Genomic DNA, 21,356 nt, shown 5'->3' with positions numbered 1-21,356 from the left:
TTTCATATAAAATGATAACATTTTTATAATCAAAACTCGTACTACTTAAGTTTTACCTTATCTCGCACCTATGATTATGCTTCACTATTTCCCAAGATTTCAAAAAAAACCTAAAATAACAGATTGAGTTGAGAGAATTACCGACAAACAGCCGATAACATTTGAGCAATTTATAAATGATAATTAAAAATCATTTATAGAATGAAAACAGGCAACACCGGTTCATACGTTCGGATACAGCTCTATTGTTTTTGACAGTATCTTTGCAAGGGATATGAATCCGGCCCCCGCAAAGCCGCTACCCGATGAGATCTATTCCTATCTGTTTGCCATCACGCCCAACGAAACGGAGACCAAACTTCTCACAGGCATTACCGTGGAGGCACACGACCCGGTGTTGATGGGCTTTTTTTATAAGTACGTGGCCAATTCGATGACCACCGATTTTGCCTTTCCCGAAGCGGGAAAATTAACCCCCTACACGGCATTGGTCTTTTTTGCCGTCGGCATTTTTTCAATACCGTGCTGATGTATCGGCCGTTTGTGGGGCAACCCACGTCGTTTGCGGCGTATTTCAACGGCAGCGCCCGCGACCACCTGATGGGAATCCTGGGAGGCATGATCTGGAATGTGGGTATGTCGTTCAGCATTTTAGCCGCCGAAAAGGCCAGCCCCGCCATCTCCTACGGTCTTGGACAAGGCGTTACGATCGTGGCCGCTTTGTGGGGAATCTATATTTAGAAAGAATTCAAAAATGCGCCGAAAGGTACCTCCGCGTTGCTGAACATGATGCTGATGTGTTATATCATCGGGCTGGGGTTGATTATATTCACAAGGTGATTTTTTCTTCCGTCCCCATTCCTCAAAGGGAAGTTATCGGCTTCATTTCCGTACGGGCAGGTGGCAGATGGTCGGTGGTTAACAAGCTTATTTGTTAAAATTAACCTTGAAAATATAAATCTGATTTTATATTTTCAAGGTTAATTTTTATTTTTGGCCATGATTCAGCGAAAAATCACCCAACAGATTATGACCGACCTCAGCTATTTTCCGGCGGTCGGTATCATTGGGCCGCGTCAGGTGGGCAAAACGACCCTGGCGCGTTGGCTCCAACATCAGCTCACAAAACCCTGTTTATATTTAGATCTGGAAGACGAAAGTGACCGTTCAAAGCTCCAATCAGCAGGTTTTTATTTAGAAGCTCATGTCGATAAATGCGTTATCATTGATGAAATCCAACTCATGCCCCAACTGTTTGGACAGCTTCGTTCCCTGATTGACCGCCAACGGGAGCCTGCTCGCTTTATACTTTTGGGTTCGGCTTCGCCGAGTATCCTTAAAAATTCTTCAGAAACCTTAGCGGGAAGAATTGCCTATTCCGAATTAACCCCTTTTTCGGCGGAAGAAGTGGTTGAACAAACGTCGCTCCAAACTCACTGGCTGCGCGGAGGTTTCCCCAATGCACTTTTTGCGCCGACTGACCTGCTCATGCGTCGATGGACGGACAATTTTATTGAAACGTTTCTTCAGCGTGATTTACAATCGCTGGGGTATGAAATTCCGCAAACCCTCATGCGCACGTTATTAACAATGCTTACCCAAGTCAATGGAAATATCCTGAATGTGGCTGAGCTATCCCGTTCTATCGGTATCTCTCAACCTACGGTCAGTAAATATCTCGACATTTTGGAAGGGAGTTTTTTGATAACGCGCCTGCAACCCTACTTTGTCAATATCGGTAAGCGGTTGGTCAAATCCCCTAAACTTTATGTACGTGATTCGGGAGTTTTGCATCGTTTGGCCAAAATCAATTCGTACGAAGACCTGTTGGGGAATCTTTCCGCAGGCGGGTCGTGGGAAGGATATGTCATCGAACAGATTCGCCGTACTGTCGGGCCGGATTATCAATTTTTCTACTATCGTACGCAGGTAGGGGCCGAAATAGATTTAGTGCTCATTACCCCTTCGGGAAAGAAGATCGGAATAGAAATCAAATTGACGAATGCCCCGACACTGTCGCGGGGATTTTATGAAAGTCGGCGCGATCTATCACTTACTCAAAGTTACGTTGTGGTGCCGGAAAGCGAATTTTACCAAAAAGAAGAGACCGTTTGGGTAACGGGCCTGATGTATTTTCTCAAAGAGGTTTTGCCGAAGGTATTTCCCTCGAAACATTAAGCAGAATACGAGCTAAAGTGTAAGCAGCCGCATTAATTGACCTAAGTCAAATTGCTCGTGTTTTGATCATCGGAACTTTGCATGATAATCAAAACATCAACGAAATATGCATTGGGTTTATCTTCTGTTAGCAGATTTTTTTGAAATATCGGGCTTAAAAAAATGAATGACCACAAAGATCCGGTAAGTACCGCCATTTTCTACCTCAGCATCATAACAAGTTTTATTTACTGCAACGAGCACTCAAAGGAATTCCGATCGGGACCGCTTAAAAATCGCACAGAGAGATTCCGCTGAAGGTTGTTTTATACTATAAACGTAAATTGTTTTTTATATTTCGCAGGGGTTTGACCCGTAAATTTGCGAAATACACTGCGGAAGTAGGTTTGGTCTTCGTAACCGGTCTCGTAACAAATTTCTTTGACGGAATACGTCTCATTTTCCAGTAATTTCTTGGCCAATTCCACCTTTACCCGCTGGATATATTCGGAGGGAGTATTGCCCGTTGCATTTTTAAACCGTCGGATAAAGGTGCGTTCGGCCATGGCTGAATCTTGGGCAAGTTGCGAAACGCTTATTTTTTCTCCCGCATTCTTTTCAATGAAGTGTTGGGTTTTCAGAATTTCATCATCCGCATGATCTTTTTGTGCGTTGAAAATGGAATAGGTCAACTGTGAGGCTTTGCCCTTTTCTACCAAAAACATTTTGGCGGCATAGTTTCCTATTTCTGTTCCGTAATACTTCTTTATTAAATAAATACACAGATTTTGAAATGACATGGTAGCTCCACCGGTGATGGATCTGCCGTTGTCAACGATGATTTTTTCGTCAATCAATTTTACGTGGGGAAATAAAGCCCGGAAGGCAGCAGAAGCAAACCAGGATGTCGTCGCTTCTCTGCCGTCGAGATGCCCCGTGGTAGCCAAAAAAAACGCTCCGCTGCATGTACTGCACAAAACCGTTCCTTTTTCATACTGTATTTTCAACCAGTCAATAAAAGCGGAGTGTTCTTCAATAAGAGAAGTAAAATCTCCCACCATTGCCGGTATGATTACCAGATCGGCACCTTGTATTGTCAGATTTGCCACCCAAGTATGCCAAAATAGGGCAGTAATTTTGTCCTATCATAAACCAATCAGCACTAATGAACAAAATTCTTACTTTTGGAAAATACCTTTTTCCGCTCTCTTTTTTGATGTATGTGGGTTTACACCTTGGGAAACCCGAAACCGGAGCCGCTTTCGTGCCCGATTATCTCCCTTTTGCTTATTTTTGGAATTACTTCACAGCGGTTTGCATTCTGCTTTTTATTGTGAGTGCATTGATTGGTAAATACGACAAATTGGCCTATTCGCTGATGGCGCTGTACGTCATTCTGATGGCAATGTTGGTTCATCTCCCAAGAGCAATGGGACATGAATTGGGAATAGAAAATATGACTGCCGATTTGGCCCGCGAAAAAGAACTGGAAATGGTAAACGTTTTCAGAAACCTAATGGTCACCGGAGCACTATTGGGTTTTGCCCGCTATGTGGCCAAAGACAATCGTATCATTGGATGAGGTTAAACGACAACTATTACCTCTCATGTCCTGAAATCGAAAAAGGGGGGCTGATTACCGGCACCCCTTTTTGGAAATTTATCTGTTAAGCAATAAACCGTTCCCGAATGATTTTTCCCATTTCCCAATCCTGAATGGCTACCTGGACTACCTTTACGGGGCCATTCTCAGCGTGGTCAAAATCAAGGCTCCACACTAGAAAACTTCGATTGCCCTTGATGACCTGACCCACTCGTGAAAAGTCTTTTACATTCGAGACTTTCGATAATAACTCCCACCCAATTGCGCGATTCCTGTCTTTACCTTTGACCAAAACTCCGTCCAAATCGGTTTTTTCAAGGTCTTCATGGTAAAATTTTTCAAAAGCGTCCATGGGTTTTCCTGCGGAAACGATTGACACCAATTCGTCTAACGCGGCTGAAATCTGTTGTTCTGTCATTTATTTTAGTGTTTAACGGTTGTTGAATAATTAAACCAGCCTGGCACCGCCATCCACGTGGATAGTTTCACCGGTAATGGAGGCATTGGACATCAGAAACAGCACCGCCGAAGCCACTTCTTCAGGGGTAGCGATTTTCTTAACGGGCAGGGTGGCAGCAACTCCTGCCAGAAGGGAGGCCCTATTGTCACCCATGATCGAATCCCACAGGGGCGTGTCAGTATAGCCGGGAGCAACGGCATTGAAACGAACACTTGGAAACTCCATCACCAGCACGCGGGCCAGTTGCTCAGCCGAAGCCGTACCTAAGCCTGATACCCAGGCACCTGCAATGGGGCGGTCGGTCGACACCCCTCCTGTAAACGTAATGGAGCCGCCCGGTTTTATCTTACCAACTGCCGCCCTCACGACCCGCAAACTGCCCAGAATGCGCTCGTTAAACGCCGACATGGAGTCTTCGAGATCCCCGCCCGTTACACTTCCCAATCGAGTTTTTCCCGCAGCAATGTAGACATGGTCAATTTCGCTGAATGAGGCAAAAAAATCATTCACTGCTTTTTCATTATTAACATCCAGAGCCGATGCATCGACGTTAGGGCCGATTTCGTTGGCCATTTTTTTGGCTTTATCCAACGATCGGCTCGTCAGGGTGACTGATGCACCCTGCTCACAGGCCAGAGAAACAACGGCGCGTCCAATGCCCGAACTGCCGCCAATGACGATTACGATCTTACTTTTCAGGGAATTCATAGTTGATCCGGTTGATTTTGCAACAAAAGTAAAAGCCGGTATCTTTACTGTAAAATAAGTAAGTACATACAATTTAGTAAGTACAAAATGCAAACTGCAATGAGAAAGAAAAATTCAACCAACCATCTCAACGAGAAGACCATCACCCAGGGATGTCCGATCACGTCTACCATGCTGGCCATTGGGGGCCGATGGAAACTGATCATTCTGTGGCACCTGAGAACTGATGTGTTACGTTACAACGAGATCAAAAAAGCCATTCCGAACGTTTCCGAAAAAATGCTGATTCAGCAATTGAAGGATTTAATGCAAAGCGGATGGGTGACCAAAAAAGATTATCAGGAAATTCCGCCCCGCACTGAGTACAGCCTAACCGATTTGGGAAAGTCTTTTATCCCGATTTTAGAAAGTATCTACTACTGGGGCATAGAACATGAAATAATGAACACAAACCCAGTGTGAAGTTTTTTCAACAATAGCAGGCGTACACTTTTGGCGGCGAATGGCGCTTTGTTTTGGAAAGGCACTTATCCGCGCGGGATTCGCCGAGCGTTTTCCCATTTTGACATACCCGGGTTGGAAACGGCCGTGTAGATTGGCGGAATATTGAATGATAACGGTGACATTGACAAAGGCGGGAGTGTAGATATTACCATTCCCCTGCGCAGTTTGGAATTATTGGTCACCGGGCGTACGCTTCCCCCCTACGACAGGTGACGTGTGGGCACTATTTATGGGATGATTTCAAAAACTTAGGGTCGGTGGCCTGGAAGTTCAGCCCACCCTGCCATGTCCCTTACCCCGCAAGGCATGTATGATACGATTTAACGGACAATTGGAGCCAGATTGAGTTCGTGGAATAAGGTGTATTAAAAATTTTGTCAAATCATAAACGTGAAAAAAGCGGTTCACGCGCGTTTCATGCGTATTAGTGAAAATCACTTCAAATATTGGTTTTTAAATGAAACGAAATCGCGAAATTTTGATGCTAACTATCCTGTCATTTTTCATTTTAAGTCTTTTTGGATGCGGGGCAAAAACCGTTGATGATGTAGTAATAATACCGCAGCCCCCCGTCAGTGTAGCGGCCCAAAGCTATTATGTGTCAGAGGCTTTAGGCTCGGATTCCAACCCGGGGACATCCGCTTCGGCTCCGTTGAAAACCATCACCGCCGGGCAAAATCTGGCGGCCCCCGGCGATACCGTCTTTCTCCTGAACGGTACTTATCTGCCGGCTACCACCATCAAGCTGGACAAGTCAGGGGCCGCTGGTAAATACATTACCTACAAAGCCTACAAAGACCATACGCCTAAATTTTCGTTTTCGGGAAATCTTTGGAATGCCATTTCCATAAATGGTTCCTATATTGTCGTGGAAGGGATTGAATTTCAGGGAAATAATCAGAATCTTACCTACCAAGATGCTTTGGCTTCTTACAATGACAATGTTGCTGGCGGCACTAATTATTCTCTGTATGCTATCTACAATATGAATGGAATCAGTATAGGTGGGCCAAGGGATGAAACAAAGTTTCCGCATCATATCGTCATCCGTAACTGTAAGGTTCACGATTTTCCTGGCGGTGGGTTGAGCTCCATTCAGGCCGATTATACTACGTTTGAGGGAAATACGGTTTACAATAACGCCTGGTACATGATGTATGGCGGCAGCGGAATAAGTATTTTGACGCCGTTTGATGTGGATGCCAATTCAGGCTATAAAAACATTGTAAGAAACAATGTGTGTTACAACAACAAAACAACTATTCCGTGGATAAGTCAGAAACGATTAAGCGACGGCAACGGTATTATCATTGATGTAAACCTACGACCTTACAACTCAACGGTTACCAATAAGCCTTATAAAGGTCGGACGTTGGTGGAAAACAATGTCAGTTACAACAACGGAGGCTCGGGGATTCATGCGTTTGATGCCGCACATGTGGATATTATCAACAATACGGCCTACAATAACGCCCAAATTATGGAGACGTATGCCGATATTTTTGCCAATACCTGCAATGATGTTAAAATCATGAATAACATCATTTACTCAAAACCCGACGGCAATTGCAATTCCAACAATAGGAATACGAACGTGACCTACGATTATAATATCTATTTTGGGGGTAAAGTGGCGGTCAAAGGGCCCAATGATAAAGTGATGGACCCACAATTTGTTAACCGTACGACCGACCCAGCCTCGGCTAATTTTTCTGTAAGACCTGGCAGCCCCGCCATTGACGCCGGTACGCAGTCGATTTTCGCCCCAAAAGACATAAGGAATGTAGCCCGCCCCAAAGGAGGAGCTGTTGATTGCGGAGCGTATGAAGTTCAGTGAGTTTTTTGTGAAACGTATCTATTTTATAAATTGAAAAAACTTGTAATTGGCATTGACATCGGTGGAACTCGTACTAAAATCGGTTTGGTAGATTTAGAGACCGGGGAAGTGGTCGAAACCATCATATTTCCGACCGAAATCCACAATGCCCGTCGTTTTGAACAGGGCATCGGCGATGCCATTCATGACTTAAAATTGAAGGCCGACGAAATGAACGTTCGAATTTCGGGCGTTGGTATTGGGGTTTCAAGCTTTGTTTTTGAAGATGGAACGGTAGATTCAACCTACGGATTCATGGAGTTCATGGAAGATTATCCCCTGGCCAAAATCATCGAAAAACAACATAATTTATCCTGCCGAATAGACAACGACGCCCGTTTGGTCGCTTTGGGAGAAGCATTATACGGCGAAAGACGCGGCTTTGACCGGGTGTTGGTGCTGACGCTCGGGACCGGTTTGGGAATTGGTTTTGTGGTGAAACAACAACTCGACGGAAAATTACCGTATGGCCACATGGGCGGACACATGACGATTACCACAAATGACTTTCCATGTTATTGCGGTAAAACGGGTTGCCTTGAATCATTAGTTTCGGCTTCGGGAATCATTGAAGCTGCAAAAAGGGGCAGTTGGGAGGAGAAAAATAGAGAACTTCCCTTTAATGTAGAGAGTATCTTTAAGTCTGCCGAAGCAGGAAATACTCTCTCTGTCAGGATAATGGATGATTTTGTTTCCCATTTAAAAACAGGTATCGGCAACTACATCAATCTCTATGCTCCCGATAAGATCATACTCGGAGGAGGCGTCGCCAAAGGATTGAAACCCTATTTGCCAAGGTTGCAGGAAGACCTTCTTTTGGGGCCTTTTAAGCGCTACGAAATACAAATTGGTCTTTCCAAACTCGAAGAACAAGCGGGAATTTTTGGTAGCGCCGCGCAATTTAAATAAACAAAAAACTCCCCTCTCCACGTGGAGAGGGGTAGAGGCGGTTCGCCGACGCGAAAAGGATTATGAAAAAAAACGCTTGGATATATTATTCGGTTGCAGCGGCCCTTTTTTGGGGCGTATGGGGTGTAGTGGCTAAGTTTATTTCTGAAGATGTAAACCCTTACACCAATCACGTACTGTTTACAATCGGAATGCTGTTTACGCTGCCGTTGGTGGTCGGCACAATCCGAAAAGGAAGGCCCAATCAAAAAGGAATTGGCTGGGGATTGGTGGCGGGTATTTTGGCTGTTACGGGCAATGTAGCCGTTTTTCAGGCCTTTTCGAGCGGCGGTTTGGCGGCGATTGTCATTCCCTTGACCAATTTATACCCGCTAGTTACGATTGTCATTGCTTTATTGGTATTCAAAGAAAAGCTCAATTGGCTCAATGGATTGGGCATTTTACTGGCCATTCCCGCTGTCGTTATGCTCTCCGGTCAAACGCTGCTTTTTGATGACCCGAATACTTTTTTCAAAACCATCGGACTCACTACATGGCTGCTTTTTTCAATGGTAGCCCTGTTTTTTTGGGGCGTATTCAGCGCCGCGCAAAAGGTCACGACCAACTTCATTTCGGCCGAGTGGGCCTACGCTGCCTTTATTGTTTCGAGTGTAGTTATCTCATTGATTTTCATTGCCTTGGGAAAAGTTGAATTTCGTTTTTCTCAAAATACACTTATGCTCGGTTCTTTGGCCGGTATGCTCAACGGCCTTGGCGTATTGTGCAGTTTTGCGGCATACAAAGCCGAAGGAAAAGCATCGCAGGTAACCACCATCGCAGGAGCGCTGCAACCCGTTTTTACGATTATCCTCGCCATCGCCTTTTTATCCGAAAGCGTCGCCTATATCGAACTCATCGGCATTGGCATTGCCATTGTGGCGGCGCTTGCGCTTTCTTATGAAAAAAAGCCTGATGCCGAAATAACCCCCAACTTAACTTCCAACCCATGAATCCTATTTTAGCTGAAATACTGGAAATTCCCGAAAAAGCCCTGATTGCCCTGCAAAGCGAGGTGTTAGAACTGCCCTTACGGGTACCTTATTTGGGAATGGGTTCTTCGTACTTTGCCCCGTTGGCCTTCAAATACATGGGCATTGACATTCAGCCCGAAATTGCCTCTGAATATTTTACCTATTTGTCGTTCAACAAAAAGAAACCGTTGGCCGTCATTCTTTCGCAATCTGGCAAAAGCACCGAAGCACTTTGGTGCAGCCAATTGTTTGACCAATACGTGGCCGTTTCCAATTACACCCAAAATTCGTTGAGTACTGCTGCCAACGTTGCCGGTGTAGTGGCTATGCGGGCGGGTGAAGAGCGTTATTCATCTTCAAAAACCTATATTAACACCCTGATTGTGCTGTTTAAAGGTTTTGGCTTGGACCCTTCTGCTGCCGTGGAATTGCTTATTAAAAAAATGGATGAATACGAGGCAAAAGGCAAACAATTGGCCGAGGACGTGTACGCCATTCTTACCCAAAAACGGGTACACGGCATTTATATTACGGGCAGCGGGCCTAATATCGGTACGGCGATGGAGGCCGCGTTGATTTTGAGCGAAAGTACCAAGATCTCGTTTCAGGGATTGCCGATGGCGCAATATGACCACGGTCCCAAAGAAACGGCTGAACACAGCCTCGTCATTCAGATTTTGGCCAAGGGGAAATCCTACGAGCGCGGTCTGAATCTGTCCGAAAAAATCAAAGCCTCGGGGGCGTATGTGATGACGGTGGAAGAGCCCGAAGCGGAAGAGCATTTTTCTGTTTTGCACAACATCATTCCGTTTAATTTCATGGCCTATTATTTATCTCAAAAAATGGGTATCACCGATACATTTACCGTAGGTGGAAAAGTGACGGAAGTGGTTTGATTTAATCTTCCCCGAAGATTTGCGCAGATTATTTTTCGCAGATGTACGACCGTCCGCGGCTGCGGGGATTTAAATCAGCCAAAATCAGCGCTTTAAAATCTCCTTAAATCAGCGACCGTCCGCGGCTGCGGGGAAAAAGTTATGAAACACTTATTATTCTTACTTCTCTTTTCGGTTCTAAAACTACAGGCACAAACCGAAGAGCTCATTTTTCGATCGGGCTTTGAAAAAGGGTCGAGGGTGATACCTGTGAAGAATAACCACGACATTATTGGAAAAGACAACTCTTTACCTTTCAAAAGTGATTGGGTGGAAGATTTGGAAAAAGGAGCAACTTTTCGAATCGAATATACGGGCGGAGACAGCACCAAACGCTACGGGGCCATTGTACCCGAGCCCGGCAACCCCAACAATAACGTGCTAAAATTTTGGCTAAACGATTCGTGGTTGGCCGATGGAAATCAGGAAAAGGCCCGTGTACAATGCGATCTGTACGGCATCAAACCAGGTTTGAAAGAATTTTACCAATCGGTGCGGGTTTTTCTGACGGACGATTTCAATACGGTCAAAAAATATCCCAAGCGTATCAGTTGGCTTACGATTTCGGAGTTTTGGAACAACGAATGGTGGGTAAAAACCGAGTCCTACGGATTTCGGGTCACGCTGGGCATCGGTAAACCAGCGGGCGCAAATGACCTGCATTTTATACTGAATGCCGAAAATCCTGGTCAAAAAGAAGTGTGGAAAGCTATTAATAACGACATAAAGGTTCCGATCGGAAAATGGTTTACCATGGAATGTTATTTCAAAGAGGGAAATCACGAAACAGGACGGTTTTACATGGCCATCACGCCCGATGGTGAACCCAAAAAAGTGGTGTATGATGTGAATGATTTTACGCACAATACCAATGACCCCAACCCTAACGGCCTGACGGGATACAATCCCATGAAACTCTACACTTCCAAAGAATTAGTGGGTTTTATGAAATCAGAGGGCAAAACGCTGCAAATCTATTGGGACGATTTTAAACTTTGGACCAACAAAAAACCTGAACCTTCACGTTGATGAAATCACTTCTATTGCTTTTTCTCGGATTAACCGTTTTGTTTTCCGGCAATGCGCAAACCACAAAACGTATCTATTTGGCCAACGATGACCACACCGATTACATGTGGACAGGCAACGAAGCCCAATATGATTCGGCGTTTGTAAAAATGCTGGATTACTACTTGGACCAAATCGAGGCTACTAAACATAATTCTCCTGATTTTCAGGCGCGTTTCAACTGCGATGGCAGCTTTTGGCTGAAAGTGTACGAAAAATACCGTTCACCTGCGCAATTCAATCGCCTCGTGGAGGCGCTTCGCTCGGGGCACATCAGCAGCCCGCTCAATATGCTCGTTAGTACCTACGGAGCGCAGCCCACGGAAGCAGTTTTGAGGGGAATGTACTACGCGGGACACATGGAACGGCGTCTGAATCTTCGGTTTCCGTTGGCGGTGTGCATGGAAAACCAAACCCTGCCGTTGGGATTGAGCTCGCTGTGGGCGGGCTCGGGTGCCAAATACAGTTGGCGCGGCGTGTGTGGCTGTGCCAGCAAAGTTGCCAATGCGAGTTTAGCGCATCGTCGGCACCAATTGTACCGATACATGGGCATGGACGGCGGAGGAGTGACGATGAAATGGTATAATTTATTTCCAAAAAATAACGTCTCTTTTGGTGGATATGCGGAAACCCGTCAGGAAAAAGTCCCCAAAGAAACCGTTGCGAAAATGAGCCAATTGGTAGAAGATATGGATAAAATGTGCGACACGGTTTCTACCAAATCTGCTTATCCGTTCAATGTGGCTGGTGCCTTTGGGTTCGGGTGGGATGATTTGGAAACCTTTGTTTCGCCAGCGTTTATTACCGTAGCACAAAACGGCACAACGCCTACCCGAAAAGTGCGGGTTTCCAACGAAGAAGATTTCTTTCGGGATATAGAAAGTTCTTACCCAACACTTCCTGCCGAATCCCTCACCTATGGTAACGAATGGGACACGTACTGCGCGAGTATGAACGAAATCACCGCCCGCGTGCGTCGTGCAACCGAAAAATTGCGAACTGCCGAAGCCTTATCGTCCATTGTTTCGCTTAAAAATCAAACCTTCGCCAATTCCCTGATTCCTGCCCGTAACCAAGCGTGGGATGCTTTCGGACTGTATTGGGAGCACGACTGGACGGCCGATGGTCCAGTCAGCCAAAAAGACCGTGCCCGATGGCAGATCAAAATGCAAAAGCAGATTTCGAACTATACCGATTCACTCTTCAACCTGTCACTTTCTACCCTCGGCCGACAACTCAAAAAGGCGCCGAATCCGCGTTTTTATGTGTTTAATCCCCTAAGTTGGGTACGCAACGACGTGGCTGACTTGCCTTATTCGGGCTTAGGGTCCGTCAAAGTGGTGGATATGTCAACGGGCAAAGAGGCAAACAGTCAACTCGTAACGGTCGGGGGTAAATCGTACCTACGTATCCGAGCCGAGAATATCCCTTCAGTTGGGTACAAAGTATTTGAACTCAGGCAAGGTGCTCCGCAGCCACACCTACAGGCTGCAACTGTTAACGGCGATTACATCAGTAATGATTTTTACCGCCTTCGGTTGCGTAAATCGGGCGTGATTACGGAATTATTTGACAAACGTGCCGCCAACCGCCAACTTGTAAAAGCCATTGACGGAAATTATTTTAATGATCTAGGAACAACCGACCTCGACGAAGGAGCATCGCTGTTGATTGAAAATGCCGGTCCGATTTCGGTGACCTTCAAAGCCGTTTCCCGAAATCCGATTCTCCATACAGTACGGGTCACGCTCTACAAAGACAGTCCGCGTATTGAGATTCAGGACAGCATTCAGGCCAATTTTAAAGACCTGAAAACCTGGGCATTCTCTTTTGATTTAACCAACCAAACCACCCGCCATGAAGAGTTGGGAGCCATCATTACGGCAAAGAAAGAAACACGCGGCGGTCATTACGCCGCTCAAACCCGCGCCGGCGGACCGGCCCGCTACGACTGGTTGACTTTCAATCACTTTGCCGACTTGAGTGAAGTCAACTACGGCGTTACAATTTCCAATCAGGATTGCAGTTTTTTCAAATTAGGAAAAAGTTCGCCGGATTCATTGTGGGAACAATCGTCGCAACTGAATGCGCTGGCGGGCGGCCAAACCGACGGTGAAAAACTGGGAATTTCTGCCCAAAATGGCGACAGTGCTTTTTTCTACCAATTTGCCATCCAAACGCACCCATCGGCTTTTGATGCCGCTTCTGCCATGAAATTTTCGCTGGAACACCAAAATCCACTGGTCGCGGGAATGATTACGGGTGACAATAACGGAGAAACTAACAACACCTTTTCGCTCCTTAGCGTCAATGACCCCAACGTGTTTTTGTGGAGTGTTAAGCCGTCGGAAGAGGGCATTGAACAGGGGCTGATTACCCGTTTTTGGAACATGAATGCCAAGCCCGTTACCCCTGTCATAAAACTTGCCCGACCCATCAACAGCGCGTGGCAAACGACTCATATTGAGACCAATGAACATAAAACAGCACCCATAAACGGAAGCTTGAAAGCTTCTTTTCGGCAGCATCAATTGAAAACCTACCGTTTGATTTTGAAATAGCCACAATCGCTTGGCTCGCCATTGGCGGTGCAAATCCAACAGCATATCTGTGGTGAAATACCTACGATTCTACGTTGGTCAATACCAGACAATGGAAAAGTACGACCCCCGTACCCAATTTGAAAAAGGCAAAATCCCACTCGGACTTTACGACATGAGCAGTAACCTGTGGCAACTCACGGAAAGTGAGCGCACCGACGGCTACAACAACTACTGCATTTTACGCGGTGGAGCGTGGTACGTCAATTGTGCTTCTGAATGGTACGCCAACCAAGGTGCCCAAACCCTCTTTCGGAGCCAAGTATTTGCTGACGTGGCTGGGCTTGGACCGCAGCGCTACGTTCGGTTTTAGGTGCGTGGTGGATGTAAGCAATTGACTACATGGCCCTAACAGAGTTAAAGTGGAGTAAATTTTGCTTAAAAACGGGATATTCAGCTTCCCCCTCCCTTTAAAATACAACGGGAAAATACATGCAATAAACCCTGAAATTGAATGAAGAAACGTCAACATGTTTTGAGAAAGTTACTTACCGGGTTTCTGTTGCTGCTGACTATCAGTCTGAACGCGCAACCCAAAAAGATATACCTTGCCAACGACGACCATACCGATTACATGTGGACGGGCGATGAAGAAACCTATAAAAAGGCATTTTCCGAGATGTTGGATTACTACATCAAACTCAATGATTCCACCGCACATTTGCCGTACAACCAGCAAAACAAATGGAATTGTGACGGTTCCTATTGGGTGTATAACTACCGGGAAACCCGCACCCCGGCGCAGTTTGCGCAACTCATCCGGCAGATGAAAGAAGGTAAGATCACGGTACCGCTGAACTCAATGATCGTGTTGTTGGGAGCAGCCCCGGCCGAAGCCACCTTGCGCGATATGTATTATGCCGGCTCCCTCAAGCGCAAATATGACGTAGACATTTCATTGGCTCTAAACATGGAAGATCAGGTGTTACCATTGGGCTTATCGTCGTTGTGGGCCGGTGTGGGGCTAAATATTCGTGGAAAGGCGTGTGCGCCTGCGCCACCAAAGTAACCGCGCTGGAACGGAAACGGAATCAGATGTTCTGGTACAAAGGGCTGGACGATCAAAAAGTGTTGATGAAATGGTATTCGGTTAATCCGTCCATGATTACCAATCGAAAAGAATACCGCTATAATTTGGGAAACTACCTCGAAGCAAGTCATCAGGGAAATGCCATTATTGACTGCAAAGAGCTGATGAACGATCCCGTTTATCCTTTTGGACTCGCAGCAGCGTTTGGCAAAGGCGGCGACGACCTCAAAACGCTGACCGATAATTTCCCGAAAATCGCCAAAGAAAAAACGGACAAAGACTATGAGGTCATCGTATCCAACGAAATAGATTTCTTCAAAGACTTCGAAAAACAATATGCCGCCACGCTGCCTTCCGAAACCGTTTCTTACGGCAGTACAGAATGGGGCAACAGCTTTGCCTCGTTGGCCGAAGTTTCGGCTTCGGTTAAACGTGGTATTGAAAAATTAAGAGCCGCCGAAGCCCTTTATACGTTGGTGGCGTTGAAGGATAAAACCTTTGCGGCTGATCTGTCCACCCAAAAAGAAAAAGCGTAGCTGGCCTGCGGCATGTATTTTGAACACGACTGGACGGCCGACGGCCCGCACATTACCCGCAAACAACGGGCGGATAGGCAGAAGAAAATGGCGAACATTTTTACGAGTTATGTGGATACGCTGTACAATCGGTCGCTCAAACGCCTTGGGCAATTGATTGAAAAGCCCAAAAGCACCAATACATCATTTTACGTATTCAATTCCTTGAATTGGACCCGCACCGACTATAGCGATTATGCTTACGTCGGCCCAACTTCTATCCGTGTTATTGATAAAACCAACGGTAAGGAAGTGCCGTTTCAACGCATTATCAAAAAAGACAAACCCTACATGCGGATTTTAGCGGCCAATGTTCCTTCGTTGGGGTATAAAGTCTTTGAAATTCAGCCCAAAAGCAGTGCAAGTCCTTTTCCTGTAAGAATCACGGTCACCGACAGTACCAGCGGTCTATTTCATGTCGGATGGTTCGCGCTTTACTACCGGACAAACACTCTATGTGGACGGTGGCTGGGAAGTATCGGAGGGGCAATACCAAAACGCACCGGTGAAATGAAAACAGCCATTGGAATTGACGTTGGAGGGACCAATATCAAGGGAATCATTCTCACCGCCGACGGAGAGATACTGAAGCAACATTTTGTACCAACCAATGATGACGGAGAAGGAAAATGGCGGGAGACGGTACAGGACGTAGTCCGGTACTTGAAAAAGTCTCATAATGAGCCGATTGAACTGATAGGTTTGTCGTGCCCAGGCTTTGCCGATGAGACAAACAGCTGTATTTCCTACATGCCGGGGCGGTTGTCGGGCGTTGAGCATTTTCAGTGGGAAGCCTGTTTCGGAACAAAAACCTATGTCATTAATGATGCTCACGCAGCCCTGATCGCTGAGGCAACGTTTGGAGAAATCCGTGGTTACAAAAATGCCATTTTGCTGACGTTGGGAACGGGCGTGGGAGGCGGGTTGCTCATCAACGGGGAGCTGTATCAGGGCTTGAGCCAAATGGCGGGGCATTTTGGCCACCTGTCTATCACTCCCCACGACGATGAATTGAGCCTTTTGGGCATGCCGGGCAGCCTCGAATACGCCTTAGGAAATTATTCCATTCGTCGCCGCTCTTCGGGGCGCTTTTCGTCCACCTATGAGTTAGTACAGGGTTATAAGGAATACGACCCTTTTGCTTCGTGGCTTTGGCTGGATTCCATTCGTAAACTGGGGTTGACCATTGCTTCCTTTGCCAATGTGTTATCGCCTGAGATCATTGTATTGGCGGGCGGCATTACCAAGGCCGATACAGCCCTGTTTACGCCGCTCAATGGTTTTTTAGACGTGTACGAATTTAGGCCAAAAAACAAACAAACCCTGATAAAACAGGCCAAATTCAGTGACTTAGCAGGTGCAGTCGGGGCGGCGGCTTTTGCCTTTGGAAAATTAAAAAAAGTTAACTGTTAATTGTTAACCGTTTATCCGTTTTCCGCTATCTGTTTTCCATTCATCCGTTTTCCAAAAAATCCTTTCTCCGATACTTATGACTTATACACAACAATACCTTCAAAAATGCCAAGGGCTGATGGAAGCCGTTGCCCTTCAGGAAGATAAAATTTTAGAAGTGGCCCGACTGTTTGCCGATTCCATTTTGTCGGGCCGTATGGTGCATATTTTTGGCAGCGGACACAGCCGCATCATGGTCGAAGAAATGTGGCCGCGCTACGGGTCCTTTCCGGGTTTCAATCCGATCGTGGAGCTGTCGCTCACGTTTCATAACCTCGTTGTGGGAGCCAATGGGCAGCGACAGGCCATGTTTTTGGAAAATGTCCCCGGTTTTGCCCGGCAGATATTACGCAATTTTGACCTGTCGAACGAAGATTCGGCCCTCATTATATCGTCGTCGGGCTGCAATGTAGTACCCATCGAATTGGCTGAGCTTTTTAAGGAGCAGGGCATCAAAACAATAGGGATCATCTCCAAAAAGCATTCTGAAGTAAGCTTGAGCAAACGAAAAGACGGCCGAAAATTGCAGGATTATTGTGATATCGTTCTGGATTCGGGCGCACCAGTCGGCGACGCGATGATCAAAGTTGAACACTTGGAAACACCCGTTGCGCCCGGTTCTACGGTAGGTTCCTGCATGCTCATCAACTGCATCAAAGCCGAGTTGGCCAATTTGTTGACGCAGGCCGGTGAGCCACCCAAAGTGCTGACGGCTGCCGCCATTGTGGGAGCTGAACGGGCTACTGAGTTATTTCAGTCGGCATATGATGAGCACGCACACCGCGTTTCACGATTGTACAAAAGAGTGGGAATTCCGAGTTATGTGTCGGAGAAAAACTGAAAAAGCGATGGTTAAAATAGCGGAATCAATCAAAAACGTGGACATTTTGGTCATCGGCGCGGGCTCGGCGGGCTGTATGGCGGCCATTGCGGCGGCTTCCCACTCGTCGCATCGCGTTTTGCTCGTTGAACGTTACGGTTTTTTTGGAGGAACATCCACGCAGATGTTGGATACCTTTTACGGTTTTTTTACTCCCGGCGAAAACCCCAAAAAAATTGTGGGAGGATTGCCCGACATTGTGGTAAACGAACTGGACAACTACGGAGAAATTTTTCTGAGACCCAATACCTACGGAGCAGGAACGGGAGTCAACTACAATCCCGAACGACTCAAACATGTGTGGGATTCGCTGTTGCTCGGAGCAGGCGTTAATGTGTTACTGCATAGCACGTTGATTGACGTCTATCCACTGCCTGACTGTCGGTATGAATGTATTTTTTGGAATAAATCAGGATTTTATTCGGTCATCCCCAAACGCGTTATAGATGCTTCCGGCGATGCGGATTTCTGTCACTTGGCAGGATTTATTTACGAAACCGCGGGTGAAAAAGAACCTGCCCAAAGTATGACTACTACTTTTCGAATGGCCAATGTTGACTTGGAAGAATATGAAAAAGCGGGGGGCAAAAAAATGCTCGCTCAACGAATGGCCGCTACTGCCATGCCATTACCGAGAAAAGAAGGCTCCGCGCACGCAATGAATATCCCCAAGTGCATTTCGACCGTGGCTGTCAAAGTTTCGGGCTTAAATGCGCTGAACGTGAACGAATTGACACAAGCCGAGATTGAAGGCAGAAAGCAGGCGTTTTTGGTTGAAAGCTTTTTTCAGAAGGAAGTACCTGGTTATGCCGATGCCAAAATCATTGGGTTATCCCACCAAATCGGCGTTCGTGAAACCCGACGCGTGTACGGCGAGCATCGACTCACGAAAGAAGAGTGTATGTCGGCACAAATCCCCAACGATTCTATCTTTCTCTGCGGTGCGCCCATCGAAGACCACCGTGAAGGCAAAAACGGAGCGAGCGAAACGCATTGGGAATACATCCCGAAAAGCGGCATTTACGGCGTTCCCTATGGAACCATCGTGCCTGAGGGAAGCCAAACAGTGTGGGTGGTTGGAAGGTGTTTTTCAGCTACCCACGACGCTCATGCGTCGTGTCGCTCCATGGCGCAAACGATGTCCATGGGAACGGCGGCAGGCTTGGCGGCCGTGCAGTCGCTGACCGATGATTCGGCGGCCAATGAGTTGGACGTGCGTCTTTTGCAGAATGAGTTGTACCGCACAGGCGGTGTATTGGAAGTGCCTGATAAAATAGCTTTTACGGGCAAAGAAGATTGGAAATTAAACTTAAACAGTCATGTCTTTCATTAGAACTATTTTAGGTGACATTCGGACGGAAGAAATTGGAATCACTTTTTCTCACGAGCACGTGATGATTGATGAAAGTTATGTAACCCACTGGTATCCCGAATTTTTATTGAACGATGTAGATAAAATCAGTCAGGAATTGTCCGAGATAAAACAACTGGGATGCAGCCTGATGGTCGATGCCATGCCCGCCAATGCTGGCAGAAATGCGGTTAAAATGGCCCGAATCTCTCGACAAACGGGGGTTCATTTGATCGGCTGTACGGGAATGCACCAGGAAATGTATTATCCCGCCAACCATTGGCGATATCAGTACTCGGAAGACCAACTGACCCATCTGTTTATGGCCGATATTCAGTCGGGCATTGATAAATTCGATTATAATGGCCCAGTGGTCGAACGAAGCTTATTCAAAGCGGGACTGCTCAAAGTAGCCACAGGCGATGAACCATTTAACCGGCACCAACAAAAAATAATCCGGGCGGTGGTCAATGCGCACCGGGAAACAGGCGCGCCCATTTTAACCCATACAAATAACGGAAATCAGGCGATGGAGCAGGCGTTACTTTTTGACAAACTGGGGGCTGATTTGAACCATGTGGTTCTCTCTCATACCGACCGAAACAGGGATTTGGGCTATCATCTTGAATTGATGCAAACGGGCGTAAGTGTGGAGTATGACAGTGCTTTTCGTTGGAAAAAAGGCGAAGAGAATTGGACGTATGGCCTGTTGGAAAAATTACTGTTAGCTTATCCTGACCAAATAACGGTCGGGATGGATGCCGCCCGAAACGCTTATTGGAGCTCTTACGGCGGAACACCTGGACTGAGTTATTTATTAACAACGTTTGTCGATGAGCTGAATGTCAGAGGGTTAAAATCCTTTTTCAATAAACTGTTCATCGACAACCCGAGACGCATTTTTTCTTTTTCAACAGATTAGCGAGATAATTCTTGCGACGATCTGCATGTAGTAACCTCCGTCATTGAATTAGCTACATAAGAAACAATAATCTTTAAAATTATAACAACAATGGCAAAAATCGGTATTCTGGGCGGTGGTTTTATCGGGCGTTTTTATGCCGAATCATTGAGCGGCAGACGCGGAAAAGATACGGTCGAAGTCGTCTTCTCCCGCCGCGAAGAATCGGCAGAACGCTTTGCAAAAGACTACGGCGTTCCGTATTTTTTTACTGACATGGAAGAAGCGGTAAAACATTCGGCGGCCGAAATCATCGTCATTGCTCTTCCCAATTATCAGCATGAAGAAGCAGTAAACCTGTGCGTTAAGCATAAAAAGGCAGTTTTGTGTACAAAACCTTTAGGGCGCACCGCCGAAGAAGCTCTGCGCATGATGACCGCCTGCGAAGAGGCCGGTATCTTTGCGGGCTATCTGGAAGACCTGTGTTACACCCCCAAGTTTCTGAAATCACTCAGCAGCGTCAGGAGCGGTGCCATTGGCCGTGTTCTTTGGGCAAAATCCAGAGAAACGCATCCCGGGCCGCATTCCGATTGGTTTTGGGACCTCAACTTGGCAGGAGGCGGAGCCATTTTGGACATGGGATGCCACTGCGTGGAAATCTCGCGAAGCTTTATCGGCAAAGACATCAAACCCGTGGAGGTCATGTGCTGGGCCGATACACAGGTAAAACCCATCGACGCCGAAGACCACGCCATTGGGTTGGTAAAATACGAAAACGGAGCCATCGGACAGTTTGAAGTAAGCTGGACGTTCCGGGGCGGCATGGATTTACGCGATGAAATCATGGGCACGGAAGGCACCATCTGGCTGAATTCCTGGCTCCGAACGGGTTTTGAAATGTTCACGAGCGGCGCGGGCGACGGCGGGTACGTGGTGGAAAAGGCCGAATCGGTCACCGGTTGGCAATTTCCAGTGGGAGACGAAGCGCATGAGTTGGGCTATACAAACATGTTTATTGACATGTTTAATGCGATGGAACAAAGAAAACAACCCAACGAGACTTTTTATGATGGCTACGTTGTCAATGCCATCATTGATGCTGCCTATAAATCGGCCAAAACCAAGCAGTGGGAACCCGTGGATTTGCCGGTATGGCGCGGACAAACGGGGCTGACCAAACCGTCCGTTTTTAAGGAATACGACGCGGAGCATTGGTTTATCAAAGATGAAATTTTACCCAACGGTGATAAAAAGGTCATTTTACGAAAAAAAGAAACAGGGGAAATTGTGGAGTTGGAAACGTTGAACAATGATATGAACTAAAATTTTAATTTATA

At 46.5% G+C, this 21,356-nt stretch carries 20 protein-coding genes and 2 pseudogenes; 19 read left to right on the top strand and 3 right to left on the bottom strand.

Annotated features, from left to right (window positions below):
• Positions 1-367: 367 nt before the first annotated feature.
• Both GVN20_RS21675 and GVN20_RS21670 read left to right on the top strand, forming a co-directional pair.
• A pseudogene (locus GVN20_RS21675) lies at positions 368-840 on the top strand (GRP family sugar transporter); the annotation flags it as partial.
• 159 nt (positions 841-999) lie between these two features.
• On the top strand, positions 1,000-2,178 hold the full coding sequence (locus GVN20_RS21670; RefSeq protein WP_166560362.1) for an ATP-binding protein: 1,179 nt from the start codon (positions 1,000-1,002) through the stop codon (positions 2,176-2,178).
• Between the two features lie 305 nt (positions 2,179-2,483).
• Here GVN20_RS21670 and GVN20_RS21665 read toward each other — a convergent pair whose 3' ends face one another.
• Entirely contained in the window at positions 2,484-3,266 is a 783-nt protein-coding gene (locus tag GVN20_RS21665) for a GlxA family transcriptional regulator (protein ID WP_166560361.1), read from the bottom strand.
• A gap of 56 nt (positions 3,267-3,322) precedes the next feature.
• Between GVN20_RS21665 and GVN20_RS21660 the strand changes: the two genes are divergently transcribed.
• Complete coding sequence (locus GVN20_RS21660) at positions 3,323-3,739, top strand: hypothetical protein (protein WP_166560360.1); 417 nt, start codon at positions 3,323-3,325, stop codon at positions 3,737-3,739.
• A gap of 85 nt (positions 3,740-3,824) precedes the next feature.
• On the opposite strand, the gene GVN20_RS21655 is transcribed toward GVN20_RS21660, so the two are convergent.
• Both GVN20_RS21655 and GVN20_RS21650 read right to left on the bottom strand, forming a co-directional pair.
• A complete protein-coding gene (locus tag GVN20_RS21655; RefSeq protein WP_166560359.1) occupies positions 3,825-4,178 on the bottom strand; it encodes a nuclear transport factor 2 family protein in 354 nt (117 codons plus the stop codon).
• Positions 4,179-4,208: 30 nt separating this feature from the next.
• Complete coding sequence (locus GVN20_RS21650; RefSeq protein WP_166560358.1) at positions 4,209-4,928, bottom strand: SDR family oxidoreductase; 720 nt, start codon at positions 4,926-4,928, stop codon at positions 4,209-4,211.
• Between the two features lie 99 nt (positions 4,929-5,027).
• Between GVN20_RS21650 and GVN20_RS21645 the strand changes: the two genes are divergently transcribed.
• The 16 genes and pseudogenes from GVN20_RS21645 to GVN20_RS21570 all read left to right on the top strand — a co-directional run bounded on the left by GVN20_RS21645 (position 5,028) and on the right by GVN20_RS21570 (position 21,342).
• Complete coding sequence (locus GVN20_RS21645) at positions 5,028-5,390, top strand: helix-turn-helix domain-containing protein (protein WP_166560357.1); 363 nt, start codon at positions 5,028-5,030, stop codon at positions 5,388-5,390.
• Between the two features lie 499 nt (positions 5,391-5,889).
• Positions 5,890-7,269, top strand: coding sequence for a right-handed parallel beta-helix repeat-containing protein (locus tag GVN20_RS21640; protein WP_166560356.1), 1,380 nt, complete (start codon positions 5,890-5,892; stop codon positions 7,267-7,269).
• 30 nt (positions 7,270-7,299) lie between these two features.
• Positions 7,300-8,217, top strand: a complete 918-nt coding sequence (locus GVN20_RS21635) for an ROK family protein (RefSeq protein ID WP_166560355.1) — start codon at positions 7,300-7,302, stop codon at positions 8,215-8,217.
• A gap of 62 nt (positions 8,218-8,279) precedes the next feature.
• Complete coding sequence (locus GVN20_RS21630; RefSeq protein WP_166560354.1) at positions 8,280-9,206, top strand: DMT family transporter; 927 nt, start codon at positions 8,280-8,282, stop codon at positions 9,204-9,206.
• Complete coding sequence (locus GVN20_RS21625; RefSeq protein WP_166560353.1) at positions 9,203-10,123, top strand: SIS domain-containing protein; 921 nt, start codon at positions 9,203-9,205, stop codon at positions 10,121-10,123. Before GVN20_RS21630 ends, GVN20_RS21625 begins: the two co-directional genes overlap by 4 nt.
• A 141-nt stretch (positions 10,124-10,264) precedes the next feature.
• Entirely contained in the window at positions 10,265-11,191 is a 927-nt protein-coding gene (locus GVN20_RS21620; RefSeq protein WP_166560352.1) for a hypothetical protein, read from the top strand.
• Positions 11,191-13,791 (top strand): glycosyl hydrolase-related protein, encoded by a 2,601-nt coding sequence (locus GVN20_RS21615; protein ID WP_166560351.1) that lies wholly within the window; start codon positions 11,191-11,193, stop codon positions 13,789-13,791. Before GVN20_RS21620 ends, GVN20_RS21615 begins: the two co-directional genes overlap by 1 nt.
• Positions 13,792-13,882: 91 nt before the next feature.
• Positions 13,883-14,143 (top strand): hypothetical protein, encoded by a 261-nt coding sequence (locus tag GVN20_RS21610; protein WP_166560350.1) that lies wholly within the window; start codon positions 13,883-13,885, stop codon positions 14,141-14,143.
• Between the two features lie 141 nt (positions 14,144-14,284).
• Complete coding sequence (locus tag GVN20_RS21605; protein WP_166560349.1) at positions 14,285-14,839, top strand: hypothetical protein; 555 nt, start codon at positions 14,285-14,287, stop codon at positions 14,837-14,839.
• A gap of 26 nt (positions 14,840-14,865) precedes the next feature.
• Entirely contained in the window at positions 14,866-15,396 is a 531-nt protein-coding gene (locus GVN20_RS21600; protein WP_166560348.1) for a hypothetical protein, read from the top strand.
• Positions 15,397-15,838: 442 nt separating this feature from the next.
• A pseudogene (locus GVN20_RS29770) lies at positions 15,839-15,949 on the top strand (short-chain dehydrogenase); the annotation flags it as partial.
• Positions 15,946-16,848 carry an ROK family protein gene (locus GVN20_RS21590; RefSeq protein ID WP_166560408.1) on the top strand — a complete coding sequence of 301 codons (903 nt, stop codon included), beginning with the start codon at positions 15,946-15,948 and terminating at the stop codon, positions 16,846-16,848. The pseudogene GVN20_RS29770 and the gene GVN20_RS21590, both read left to right, overlap by 4 nt.
• A gap of 76 nt (positions 16,849-16,924) precedes the next feature.
• A complete protein-coding gene (locus GVN20_RS21585; protein ID WP_166560347.1) occupies positions 16,925-17,728 on the top strand; it encodes a sugar isomerase domain-containing protein in 804 nt (267 codons plus the stop codon).
• 7 nt (positions 17,729-17,735) lie between these two features.
• The gene (locus tag GVN20_RS21580; protein ID WP_166560346.1) at positions 17,736-19,100 is read left to right on the top strand and encodes an FAD-dependent oxidoreductase; all 1,365 of its coding nucleotides are present in this window, start codon (positions 17,736-17,738) and stop codon (positions 19,098-19,100) included.
• On the top strand, positions 19,087-20,040 hold the full coding sequence (locus tag GVN20_RS21575) for a phosphotriesterase (protein WP_166560345.1): 954 nt from the start codon (positions 19,087-19,089) through the stop codon (positions 20,038-20,040). Before GVN20_RS21580 ends, GVN20_RS21575 begins: the two co-directional genes overlap by 14 nt.
• Before the next feature lie 90 nt (positions 20,041-20,130).
• Positions 20,131-21,342: a Gfo/Idh/MocA family protein gene (locus GVN20_RS21570; protein ID WP_166560344.1), complete on the top strand. Its 1,212-nt coding sequence runs from the start codon at positions 20,131-20,133 to the stop codon at positions 21,340-21,342.
• Positions 21,343-21,356: the final 14 nt, after the last annotated feature.

It is taken from the genome of Runella sp. CRIBMP (assembly GCF_009905605.1).
Taxonomy (GTDB): Bacteria; Bacteroidota; Bacteroidia; order Cytophagales; family Spirosomataceae; genus Runella.
This window is presented reverse-complemented; position numbering and strand designations above follow the sequence as displayed.